We start from the raw sequence: 11,941 nt of genomic DNA on the forward strand, positions 1-11,941 counted from the left end.
AGGGAGATAATCTCCATTTGATCGGAGAAATACTGAAGGAGTGGCTGACGCGCCTGCCCCTTTTACCTTTCCTGCTATCTGTAGTTGCTGAACCGTATACATAAATCAGATTTCCTGATTGTATACTTTGACTGCTATCCAACGCGCTCGAAGGCCAATCACCGGAGGGAAGCCCTGTTGAATCTGACTATCTCCACACCTTTTATTTTGGCGGCTGCACTGCCCGCTTTTCTGGACCGGTGCTCTGGTTCCGATACCAGCGTCGCTTTGGGCGTATTGGCGCGCGACCGGGTGGCCTTGACCGCGACCGCCAGCGAAATCGTCGTTGATCTACCAATTGCCGAAGGCGCTGTGGTCAAGGTTGGCGACACGCTGGTTCAGCTCGACCCCACACTGCAAAGCGCAAAGCTGGCACTGGCGCAGGCTGAACTGGAAAAGGCGCGGGCCACGTTTCTGAAGTTGCAGGTGGGGCCACGCGAGGAAGAGATTGCAATTGCCAAAGCCAAAGTCGCAGGCGCTGTTGCACGTCTTGCCGATGCCGAGGCCATCTATGACCGAAACGCCAGACTGGTCAAGAAGTCGGTCGTGACTGAGGCTCAGGTGGAAAATGATCTGGCCGTACGCGATTCCGCGCGGGCTGAACTGGCCAGCGCTCGGGAATCGCTGAAAGAGCTGCAGAACGGCACCAGGCCCGAAGACCTGGCAGTTGCCGAAGCCAACGTACGGGCCGCCGAAGCGTCGGTTTCCGCGCAGCGAACTGTTCTGGACAACTTGACGGTTATCGCCACCCGAGATGGCGTGCTGGATTCCCTACCGTGGAATTTGGGTGAACGAGTAACCTTCGGCAGCCCGGTGGCCGTGATCGTCACGGGCCAAGCTCCCTATGCGCGTGTCTACGTTCCTGAGCCACATCGCGTCAATCTGAGACCCGGCGAAACGCTGGAAGTGCGCGTAGACGGGCTGGCCGATCCGTTGGACGGCGTGATCCGCTGGATCAGCGACAACGCGTCCTTCACCCCCTATTACGGTTTGAACCAGGATGACCGAACCCGGCTTGTCTATTTGGCCGAGATAGACCTACCCACCGCATCCCCTGACCTGCCCGCCGGAGTGCCCGTGCAGGTCCCCATGCCATGAATGATATTGTCGTCTCGACGAAAGGTCTGACCCGGCAGTTCGGAGACAATACTGCCGTTAACAATCTGGATCTCGAAATCCGAACAGGCCAGATTTACGGGTTTCTTGGTCCCAATGGCTGCGGCAAGACCACGACCATGCGCATGCTGACTGGGCTGCTGACACCCAGTAGCGGGGCGATCTCGGTTTTAGGTCAATCGATGCCCGAAGCGGCTGAGCCGCTGAAGAACGAGATCGGGTATATGACGCAGATCTTTTCGTATTACCGCGACTTGACAGTACTGGAGAACCTTCGGTTCGCGGCGGAAATATATCGCATTCCAGTGAAGTCGGCCAAGGACCGGATTGAAGAGCTACTGCACACCTATGACCTGACAACAAACACTGATCAGCTCAGCGGCAGCATGAGCGGCGGGCAACGACAGAAGCTGGCGCTTGCAGCCACCGTCATACACCGACCAAAACTGTTATTTCTAGATGAACCGACCTCGGCCGTTGACCCTGAAACCCGTCGCACGTTCTGGGAACAGCTGTTTGATCTTGTGGATCAGGGGGCGACAATGATCGTGTCGACCCATTTCATGGACGAAGCCGAGCGCTGTCACCGGCTGGCCATCCTGCAACACGGGGTGAAAAAGGCAGATGGATCTCCGCATCAGTTGATGGATGATTTGCAAGCCAATGTTATAGAGGTTGAAGGACCTGACCTGAGAAAGGTGAAACACCTATTGGACGGCCAGCCTAAAATCCTATCAACCGCGCAAGTCGGGTCACGGCTGCGTGTGCTTGTTGATAAATCCGAGCCACAGCCAGCGGATATGCTGCGCACAAAGCTAAGTGCATATCCCGACCTGTCCCTGACACCGCAACGACCGAACCTCGAGGACGTCTTTGTCAGCGCCACACGGGGGCCAGAACAATGATCTCGCCACGCCGCACCGTTGCTGTGCTGAAAAAAGAGCTGCTGCAACTGCGGCGGGACCGGATGACATTTGCTATGGTGATCATGATACCTCTGATCCAGCTGCTGTTATTTGGTTATGCCATCAACACCAACTTACGCCACGTCCCTGTCGCTCTGGTAGATGAATCCAGAACCGAGCTGTCGCGCACGCTGGCGCAGATCGTTCAGGCCACACAGGTCGTGGCAATCACTGAAGAGCTGACCACCCCTCAAGAGGCGGAGCGCGCAATCACTGAGTCCCGCGTGCGTGCCGCACTGATCATACCTCCGGATGTCAGCCAACGCCTTGCTCGCAGCTCGTCTGTTGGGCTGGGCCTACCAAACGCAACCAACCAGACCAGCAGCCGACCGGTTGCCCACTGGATCGTCGATGGCTCAGACACGATGGTCTCCAGCGCAATCAAATCCTTGCGCATGATGCCTTTGACAGAACTACTGAAACAACCACCAAACCGGCAGGTGCCTACCTTCGAGGTGACGCTTTACTTCAACCCGGAGCAGCGGTCCGCGGTCAATATCGTGCCGGGCCTTGTCGGTGTGATCCTGACCATGACGATGATCCTGTTCACTTCAGCCGCCATTGTTCGCGAACGCGAGCGGGGCAATATGGAGATGCTGATCAACACGCCAATTCAGTCGATCGAACTGATGATCGGCAAGATCATCCCCTACATCTTTCTGGGCTTGATACAGGTCGTAATAATCCTCGGCCTAGGGCATGTTCTTTTCGATGTACCGATAAACGGCGGGTTGGGCACTTTGCTTGTGGTGACCTTGTTGTTCATCATCGCAAGCCTGTCGCTTGGGCTGGTGATTTCCACGCTTGCGCAGAACCAATTGCAGTCGATGCAGATGACTATCTTTGTCCTGTTGCCCTCGATCTTGATGTCGGGCTTCATGTTCCCCTTCGACGGCATGCCACAACCCGTCCAGATGATTGCTCAGGTCCTGCCGGCAACCCATTTCATGGACATGATCCGCGGCGTGGTCCTGCGCGACGCGTCGCTATACGAGTTACGTTGGGGAATTCTCTGGATGATCGGGTTCGCAGCATTCGGGTTGCTGGTGGCGACTCTAAGATTCAAGAAACGGTTGGGTTGAAGACGGTAAGGCCGGAATACTGAGAGAATAGAGTTCGTTACGATCTGTACCCAGACTTTGCACAGTCCGCCTCCTGTGCAGAGCGGACACTCAGTGAAATCCACCCAATGTCTGCTCTTCAAATGCTGAATCCGCTGACCAATTTGTTGCCATCCGCCGTACAGCAAGTGCGGAATGAGCGGTACGTGGTTTGAATTCAGACGGACGAACCGACAACGGCCTATAGGCCAAAGACATCGATTTCCTCTTTCCGTCCGCGCAGTTTGATCCGACCTTGTTCAATCAAATTGTCAATGAAACCGGATTCTTCTCCTTTGGTTTCTTTTCGTGCGACTTCAACGAGCTCACTACTTGCCAAACCACAGCAGCCGACGTTTCGCGTCGCGCTTTCCAGCCGACTAGCGACATTCACTGTGTCGCCCAGAACAGCAAACTCAAGGCGTTGCCTTGTTCCAATGTTTCCGATTACGACCGGACCATAGTGCGCGCCGATTGCGAGCTTGAGATCGCCCCCCTCAAGCTTGCTCTTGGTCTTTTTCCAACGCTCAAATTCGTTAACCATCTCAATCATTGCCTGCAATGCGTTTGACGCATCACTGTCCGTTGGCTCGGGTGTCCCGAACGTAGCCATTAGACCGTCTCCAATGAACTTGTCCAATGTTCCGTTGTGGCGGAACACGATGTTTGCGAGTATTCCGTGCACTTCGCGCAATATGCCAATCGTTTCTACAGGTTCGCGTTCTTCCGACCAGGTTGTAAATGCAACCAAATCTGCAAAAAGAACTGCCGCGCTGTGCTCCTTCGGGCGCCAAAATGGATCTGAGCGTTCCGCGAGAAACTGCGCTGTCTTCTTCGGGAAGTATCGCCCGAGATTCTCTTTCTCCCTCGCAAGACTCGCCTGCCTGACCGCGATATTTCTCGATCTTTTGACTGCCAAAGCAAGCAGACCCGATGCTATGAGGAAAACCACAATTTCCTGTATTCGAACATCAATGTCTATGAATGTCGGCTGGGCTGCCATAGATAAAGCGTCTTCCAAATTAGCGTTGTTGATCTCCGGCGAAACGGTGTCGGGAAGGTTGAAAAGAAATCCGACGCCGATTGCCCAAGTGAGCGATCCGCAAACACCACCCCACAAAACCAATCGCGGCTGATAAACGTAGGCCAGTCCCGAGAGTAAAACGAAAAAGTAAATGAAGGGGCCAAAGCGAAATGCAAACTGCGGTGGATAATCAAACGGAACCAGAGGGTTTGGGAACAACAACGTGAACGTAAGTAATGAGAAATCTGCAAAAACAAACGCGTATTGATGCCATGGTTTTCCCCACGACGAACTTGCAACCAACCAAGGGGCCCAACCCAGAAGCGCAAAGATCAACAACAATGCAACCGTGAAGATGGGTGCAGGCCAAGGCGACAAAAAGGTCACAAGAACTGCTATGAAAAACAGAGCTATCGAACGCCCAATAGCGGCTGCCCGTTGAGATGCCAGCTCCTCGGATCTAAGAGGGGTCAACTCCTGCAAATACCCATCCTTCAATAATAGTCGGCATCCGAGAAACATTACTAGCGGATCATTCTACTGAGCATTCTAAACCGTCAACTCAATAGCACAAAACACGATTCTTTTTGGTTTAAGAACGCTGAAGCGGACGTTTGTCGCCAGCACGGAATCCGGAACTATGGGCTCAAAGCAGACGTTCGCTGCCCTCGGTGTCGACGGCTGCTACGCGGGACGAAGCCTCCAACCATCACGTATCCGCTGCCGGATTTTGAGATCTCGGTTTGCGCCTCCAGGCCAAGCAACGAAGCGCGCAAGCCCCTCGATTTGACGACCCTATGTTTTTTTTCTGATAGACAGCGCGCCCTTTCCCAAAAATAGGAGGACCTTCAGATGTAGGTAGCATTCTCGAAGGCCGAGGGTTCGGGCTTTTTCTCAGCCGTTGCCAAGAATGAGGACGGCAACACCAGCGGGCCGCACATGGGATCCCGCGTCTGCCTGCGGTTTCGCCGCGCACAGGACGCTGAATTGCTGCGCGACTATGGCATGGACGGTCAGGTGATCGAAACACCGGGCGGCGATTACCGTTACCGGGCATTCATACCGCACAACCACCTCGTGACCGTGCTGATGAACTTGGGCAACCAAATTTCTTACCCCAATTTCAAGGCCTGCATCCCAAAAGATGATGTGGCGTTCGAACGCGCCTGCCACGAGGTTTGGGCGGCATTCGGCGAACCACAGGAAGGCGGACCATATGGAATGGGGTGAAACACCCCATTAAACCCAGCGCAGTTGCCTCGAAGATGTCTTGAGACAAAACACCTCGGATTCACCACATGGGCCATACTGACGAAAACACTGTTTTTCGGGAGTTATGTGGAACGTCACTGATATTTGACTCAATCGACTTCAAAACCTCAACAAATCGGCCGATCACGTCATCCATTTCTGACCCAAACGTCAAGCAATTCTGACCCAGAGCGAGCAGCACCCCCTCATCGGCACTGCTAACGATAGTCGCCGAACCAGCTTACCAAATAACCCATTCCCGGGCTTAGAACACAAACGCTTTAGTAAGGCGCCTTGGACAGCGTCATCAAAAACGCAACTAAGTCTGCAATCTCTTGCTCAGACAAATTCAATTGCGAGAGAATGGCTTCACCGTCGGCGTGCAGCCTTTCCGTATTGATTTTGCTGTAATGTCGGACCACAGCGTTCAGATCCTTTAGGCTGCCGTCATGCATGTACGGTGCGGTTTCAGCCACTCCGCGCAGGCTGGGCGTGCGGAAGGTTCCAAAATCAGCGTGGCTCCGGCGTACATTACGAACCGCCCAAGCACCTTGCCTATCCGGATCGTCATTCCAGTCGCCCTCCAGTGTGTAGGGGCTTGAGAGCAAAAAGTTCAATCCACTAAACCGACCTTCGTCGACCTCGGTTTCATTCAAAAAATATGGTACACCAGCATCGTGGAACTCATTGTTGGAAAACCTCGGGCCGTTGTGGCAAAACACGCAATTCCCGCGCCCTAAAAACAGCTGAAGACCTCGCTGGGCTGCCTCGGGGTAGTAGGCAGCCGCTGGAAAATCTCGACGCTCTAAGGCATCGCGAAAATCGTCAAACTGCGTCCGGTCTGTAACCAAAGTCCCCAAGTAAGCCGAAAGAGCTTTCGCGGCATTCACCAGAACAAGCTCTGGGCCCTGATTTTGGATGACGCCAAAAATAGCTTCAAAGTCATTAATGTAGGCACTTTCAGACATTGCTGTTTTTAGGCTTTCAGGGCTGTGCGCCATCTCTTGTTCTTCGATGATCGGATGCAGGCTGGCTGCCCAAAGGTTATCGCTTTTGCCACCCCACCCATACCAGCGGAGTCCGGCCAGGTTCCGCAGCGATGGAGTGTTTCGATCTAACAGTACGCGGCCGAGCGCCCGCGCCTCTGGAGTTGTAAATGCTTGTTCCGGATCATGACAACTTGCGCAAGAAAATGCACCGTCGACGGACAACACCGGATCGTTGAATAAGGCCTCTCCAAGCGCGATCGCTCTGGCATTGTTCGAAACTCTATTGCTTGGGTCCGTATGGAAGGATGGTGGCCAAGGCCCAAAGGAAAGCGCTTGTTCAATTTCGTCTGCAGACAACAAGACCTCTGCACGCACTGCACCTGTCAGGGCTATTAACGCAGCTGTAAACCACAGTGTCATTTCAGCGTAATTTCTGACGAGTAGAAAATTGATTGGCCATTGATGTCGACATAGACCTGCAGCTCCCACAAACCCGGCATGTGAAACAGCATATCATCAACGCGGAACGCTCCGCCGCCCAAGGCGGTAACTTTGGGGGTATAGTTCATACCGTGTCGATGAGCGGGCATGGTTGCATCCACACGCATTTGGCCCACGGCAGTTTCACTACAAATAGAAACCAGAACGGAAAACGGTCGAGCCAACGGGATTTCATCGACGGACAGATAAACCTCGGGTGCGTTTTGAACTTCCGAATTCATACGTTGCCCAGTTACGTCACAAGCAAAAGCCGTGCTGGACCAAATCATAAACCAGAAAGCGCTGCGGATCATTCTGATGCCAGCAAACGTTCTGCGTTGGCATAGGCGATGTTGTCCGCAATCTGATCCGGCAGCAAATCCAGCCATTCACGCGAAAAATCTGCGTGGGGGCCGACATAGTACCAGCGTTCCGGCGCAAATGTATCCGTACCGACCATAAACCGATCGGGATGGGCTTCGAACGCAGCCTTCCAATTCGGGTCGATACTACCTCGTGAGACCATGTCTGAACGAAATGCCAAATCGGCCCAAAGCCTGGGATAGGTGTCCAGCGCGTCAACAACACTCGCCGGATCATCAAAGCCAGAGTGGGCCCACAGTACCCGAGCTTCAGGCCAGGCTTTGAAGATCAGGTCAACTGCCTCTCGATCACCGTGGTGGTGTAGAATGAGGTTCCGCTCTTTCGCCAGTGCAATCATGCTCTGGATAACCGGCGTCTTAATGTCGTCTCCGTAAGCGTGAAACTCGCCGATGGCTTCGTAGTCGTTTTTGGCCAGGTTTTCTTCCAGATAGTCAATTACAGTTTCATCGTGCATCCAGGTGTTGATTTCACCGCGACGACGGTACGGGCGCAACGCTGGAACGACGATGTCTGGTGCCGCGGCCAACAACAGCTGAGTGCCATTGTCATCCGAGCTGGAAACCAGGGCTTTACGCACGCCCGCATCCCGAAGGATATTAGCCACCTGTTCGGGAGGAACCAGTTTGACGGCATCGTGGCTGTAATGAATATGCGCGTCAAAGATCGGGCGCTCTTCTGCGATAGCACTATTGCAAATCAGCGCGGCACCTAAAATGAAGATTTGTTTCAGCACCACAAGCCTCCTCAATATCGTTCAGACTTTGGCAAGCTTCACATCGAACTTCACGTGCAAGAATGGTTCAGTGATCTTACCAGAAAGCTCCATGCCATCAGGAAATTCTGTAACTGGCCTTTCAACATAGGTCATCACCAGATCATCCCGAACACCAAACACTGTATCCTGATCTAGATAAGGATCGTCGTCGGGGAAAATCTCAGTGACCAAAGAACGGTAGCCAGAAGCTTTGACGATATAGTGCAGGTGCGAAGGTCGCCAGGGATGGCGGCCGCAGGCGCGCAGGATATCCCCGACAGGCCCATCTGACGGTACCGTGTATTCAACTGGCTTGACGGTCGTGAATGCATACTTACCGTCGTCACCGGTAGTCATCAGGCCGTGAAAAGAATAGGTGTCCTGTTCTTCGTCCTGGCTTGCATACATTCCATTCGGCGCGGTTTGCCAGATATCCAGCTCTGCACCGGAAATCGGATTACCATCGGTGTCCCGGATCACGCCTTCAGCAAGCAGCACAGGTCCACCGTAGTGGCGCTTCATATCCCCGCCGAATGGCAGTGGCGGCGCGCCAGAGACATGGAAAGGGCCAAGTACGGACGAACTTGTTGCATCAGAACTTGAATGCAACATGTCCACCAATGACGACAGGCCCAGCACATCCGAGGCGAGCACGAACTCATGCCTGTCCTCTGATTCCACTGCAGCGCATCCCTCCAGAAACGCAATCCCGGCGCGCCATTCGTCATGTGTCAAGTTGGTTTCTCGCGCGAAGTCGTGGAGGTGTTTGACCAGAGACCCCATGATTTCTCTCATCCGCGGATCGGTGTCCTTGGACAGGTATCCCATGAACACGTCGGTGATATTGTCTTTGGTGACAGAGCGCATCTGGGCCTCCTTAAATCAGGGCAAGGCTGAGGATCGGGAACTCGATCAGAATAAACAGAACGATCAGCATCACGAACGCAAAGGGAAGTGCGCCCATAAACACATCCTTGAGCGATATTCGGTCATCGTTGATCGTCGATTTGATGACGAAGCAAGATATGCCCAAAGGCGGGGTCAAAAGACCGATTTCGGCGCCGACCACAGTGATAATACCAAACCAGATCAACGACATGTCCAGGGCTTCGGCCATGGGCAGGAACAGCGGGACGACGATCAGAATGATGGACGCCGTATCGAGCAAAGTTCCCAGAAAAAGCATCAAGAGAACGTAGAGCAGCATGATCGACCAAAAGGACGCGGAATTTCCCGCGAGCAAATCCTGCAACTGATTGGGCAACCCCGCCAGTCCCAGCATGCGACTATAGATCGAAGCCGCCGTAATCAGGAACAAGATCGCCGCTGTAATGTGACCGGTTTCCAGCAACGCGTCCCAGAACGCTCTTGGTGTCATGGATTTGCGTACGACTGCGATCACGAGCGCAACCAGTGCCCCAGCGGCACCCGCCTCGACAGCGGTTAGCCATCCTGTGTAAATACCACCGAGCACTACCGTGATAATGAACAATGTGGGCAGGGTCTTGGATGCGATCTCGCGCCCGGACATCCATTCGGTGTCTTCGACGACCCGGCCGCCCACAAATGCAGGTTTAAAACGGCCCATCAACCAGATCGCGCCCACATAAGCTATTGCCAGCATGATACCGGGTATTACTCCCGCCAGAAACATGTCCCCTACGGACTGTTCGGCGACAAAGGAATAGATGATCAGCATCGCCGAGGGTGGAATAATCATCCCCAAAACCGACGACCCGGCCACAACCCCAACCGCAAAACGTGGATTATATGCCTGCGCCATCATCTGCGGGACAGAGACCTTGGTGAACACTGATGCGGACGCAATTGACGACCCAGTAACGGCCGCAAACACGGCATTTGCTCCGACGGTCGCCATTCCGATACCGCCTTTGACCTTGCGAAATCGCATGGTCATGACCTCGTAAATATCCCCGCCTAGTCCCGCTTTTGAAACGATGAGCCCCATAAAGGTAAACAGAGGGATTGTCGCGAAACTGTATTCCATCGCGCTGTCGCCCACCGCAACCTTCAGCAGGTTGAGCGCAAGCGTGAAGTTGTCCCGCATCAGCCAGATCGACACGAAGGAGACCACACCCAAAGCAATCGGAATGTAGACGCCCGCGTAAATCAGAAAGACTATGGCAACGACCGAGATCAGGCCAATCTCAATCGGCGTCATTCTGCGACCTCGTCATGCTCTGGGGTGCGAATAAGTTGCGGGCGGTCCTGCGCCGTGACGACCTTGAGCAGGAAGATCACGCAGGCAAGCGCAGTACCACACGCGATGACCAGTTTGACCGGCCACCAAGGCAATGTGAAAAGACCGGGCACTCCGAAGTAGTCCTGTGTCTCCCACATGTGAAGAAATTCTGGGAAGGTTACATAGGCGATCAAGGCCATGAAGATTGCCGAAATGGCGTTGATGATGCGCCTCAGGTTGGCTGTCAGAACGGGGCGACGATGGTGTAGCAGGTTCAGAAACCCATCTGAGCGCGTCAATCGATCCACTCTGACAACGTCGGCCAGCTGCAGGAACACGATCATCACGACCGAGAATTGCACCATCTCATAGGTGCCGCGCAGTGGGGCCGAAAACAGGCCCCGCGCAATGACGTCAACATTCAGAACGACCACCAACGCTAGGACGACAAGCGTACCCAATGCATTGGCGACGATAGCAAGCGAATTGGCGACCCGCGACAAGCCAGCAACTGCGGTCTTCAGCATGAAAGGCCCCTTTCGTGGATCGCCAGCCAGTTATTCGGCCGTCCAGTCCCGCACACCAGTGAAACCAGCATCCTGAAGCTTGCCGAGATAAGCGGCCAGCATATCTGTGCCCTGCTCGCCGTTCTCATTCAGCGTTGCAGCCCATTCCTGCGCAACATTGGGCATCGCATTTGCCCACGCAGCGCGGTCTTCGTCCGAGATTTCAATGATCGATCCGCCAGCTTCTACAAATGCATCTCGCGATGCAGCGGCTCGATCCATTGCAATACCTGCCACGTGGTCACGGTAGTCGATAGCCACGGCCTGTAGTACTTCTTTGACCTCATCGGGCAGACTCGCCCAGTAGTCGGCATTGACGGTGACTGTTTTTGTATTCACCGCACCAAGGTCTGCCTTCAACATGTAAGGGGCCACTTCGACGATTTTGAACGTCTTGGAAGCTTCCGGCCAAATCATTACGCAATCGACAAGGCCGGTTTGAACCATGTTGTAGAAATCAGTGAGGCCTCCGCGTACGCCTGCCGCGTCCTTGATACCCTCGAGATAGCGCAAGTTCAGGCCGGCACCCGCGATCTTGCGTCCTTCAAGATCTGCAACTTTCTCGACCGGCTCTGAGCAGAACATCTGATATGTGTCGAGCACAACGCCTGTCGCCAGATAAACCTGATTTTGCGCAGCAAACTCATTCTGCATAGCCGGGTATTCTCGCGCGATCTCGTCAACTGCCTTGGCCACTGCACGAGCATCCGACGCGACGAATGGTGTCGAGCCCGAGATTCCCTGGCTGGGCAGCTTGGACGAATGGAAGATGGTTGTGACGATGCCAATGTCGCCCAAACCCAACTGTATGCCTTCCAGAACACCTTTGGGTTTTACAATAGAACCGCCATAGTTCTCCTGCCAGTTCATCTTGTAATTGCCGGACTCGGCCAACCGCTTATTCACTTCAGGAATAAAGAAGTTGGTGAATTCCTTCACCCATAAGGCCCGATCTGGGTACCCATCAATCACAACAGCTGAAATGGTCTCTTCTGCCGCGAGGGGCATCGCCATGACACCTGCCAGAGCAGCGCCCACTAGGCTGCGTTTGGTCCAGTTTTTCATTTCTC

The 11,941-nt window shown here is 54.0% G+C and carries 12 protein-coding genes; 4 read left to right on the plus strand and 8 right to left on the minus strand.

Annotated features, from left to right (window positions below; all coding sequences use genetic code 11):
- Positions 1 to 177: 177 nt before the first annotated feature.
- Genes GOW40_RS04305 through GOW40_RS04315 form a run of 3 tightly spaced genes read left to right on the plus strand, consistent with a single transcriptional unit; the run spans position 178 to position 3,202 of the window.
- Positions 178 to 1,137: an HlyD family secretion protein gene (locus GOW40_RS04305; protein WP_254444253.1), complete on the plus strand. Its 960-nt coding sequence runs from the start codon at positions 178 to 180 to the stop codon at positions 1,135 to 1,137.
- On the plus strand, positions 1,134 to 2,060 hold the full coding sequence (locus tag GOW40_RS04310; RefSeq protein WP_171230880.1) for an ABC transporter ATP-binding protein: 927 nt from the start codon (positions 1,134 to 1,136) through the stop codon (positions 2,058 to 2,060). Before GOW40_RS04305 ends, GOW40_RS04310 begins: the two co-directional genes overlap by 4 nt.
- Positions 2,057 to 3,202: an ABC transporter permease gene (locus GOW40_RS04315; protein WP_171128276.1), complete on the plus strand. Its 1,146-nt coding sequence runs from the start codon at positions 2,057 to 2,059 to the stop codon at positions 3,200 to 3,202. Before GOW40_RS04310 ends, GOW40_RS04315 begins: the two co-directional genes overlap by 4 nt.
- A gap of 220 nt (positions 3,203 to 3,422) precedes the next feature.
- On the opposite strand, the gene GOW40_RS04320 is transcribed toward GOW40_RS04315, so the two are convergent.
- The gene (locus GOW40_RS04320; RefSeq protein WP_171097079.1) at positions 3,423 to 4,727 is read right to left on the minus strand and encodes an adenylate/guanylate cyclase domain-containing protein; all 1,305 of its coding nucleotides are present in this window, start codon (positions 4,725 to 4,727) and stop codon (positions 3,423 to 3,425) included.
- Between the two features lie 456 nt (positions 4,728 to 5,183).
- On the opposite strand from GOW40_RS04320, the gene GOW40_RS04325 reads away from it, so the two are divergent.
- A complete protein-coding gene (locus GOW40_RS04325) occupies positions 5,184 to 5,474 on the plus strand; it encodes a hypothetical protein (protein ID WP_171128274.1) in 291 nt (96 codons plus the stop codon).
- 302 nt (positions 5,475 to 5,776) lie between these two features.
- Here GOW40_RS04325 and GOW40_RS04330 read toward each other — a convergent pair whose 3' ends face one another.
- From GOW40_RS04330 to GOW40_RS04360, 7 genes are read right to left on the minus strand one after another with little or no spacing between them, the layout of a single operon-like run.
- On the minus strand, positions 5,777 to 6,904 hold the full coding sequence (locus GOW40_RS04330) for a cytochrome-c peroxidase (RefSeq protein ID WP_171128272.1): 1,128 nt from the start codon (positions 6,902 to 6,904) through the stop codon (positions 5,777 to 5,779).
- Positions 6,901 to 7,278, minus strand: coding sequence for a hypothetical protein (locus GOW40_RS04335; RefSeq protein WP_171128270.1), 378 nt, complete (start codon positions 7,276 to 7,278; stop codon positions 6,901 to 6,903). The genes GOW40_RS04330 and GOW40_RS04335 overlap by 4 nt, the downstream gene beginning before the upstream one ends.
- A complete protein-coding gene (locus GOW40_RS04340; protein WP_171128267.1) occupies positions 7,275 to 8,081 on the minus strand; it encodes an amidohydrolase family protein in 807 nt (268 codons plus the stop codon). The genes GOW40_RS04335 and GOW40_RS04340 overlap by 4 nt, the downstream gene beginning before the upstream one ends.
- Before the next feature lie 21 nt (positions 8,082 to 8,102).
- The gene (locus GOW40_RS04345) at positions 8,103 to 8,969 is read right to left on the minus strand and encodes a dioxygenase (protein ID WP_171136545.1); all 867 of its coding nucleotides are present in this window, start codon (positions 8,967 to 8,969) and stop codon (positions 8,103 to 8,105) included.
- 10 nt (positions 8,970 to 8,979) lie between these two features.
- Positions 8,980 to 10,284 (minus strand): TRAP transporter large permease, encoded by a 1,305-nt coding sequence (locus GOW40_RS04350; RefSeq protein ID WP_171128263.1) that lies wholly within the window; start codon positions 10,282 to 10,284, stop codon positions 8,980 to 8,982.
- Positions 10,281 to 10,832, minus strand: a complete 552-nt coding sequence (locus GOW40_RS04355) for a TRAP transporter small permease (protein ID WP_171097064.1) — start codon at positions 10,830 to 10,832, stop codon at positions 10,281 to 10,283. Before GOW40_RS04355 ends, GOW40_RS04350 begins: the two co-directional genes overlap by 4 nt.
- A 30-nt stretch (positions 10,833 to 10,862) precedes the next feature.
- Complete coding sequence (locus GOW40_RS04360) at positions 10,863 to 11,936, minus strand: C4-dicarboxylate TRAP transporter substrate-binding protein (RefSeq protein WP_171097062.1); 1,074 nt, start codon at positions 11,934 to 11,936, stop codon at positions 10,863 to 10,865.
- Positions 11,937 to 11,941 lie beyond the last annotated feature (5 nt).

The sequence above is a fragment of the Ruegeria sp. HKCCA6707 genome (genome assembly GCF_013033515.1).
Classification (GTDB): Bacteria; Pseudomonadota; Alphaproteobacteria; order Rhodobacterales; family Rhodobacteraceae; genus Ruegeria.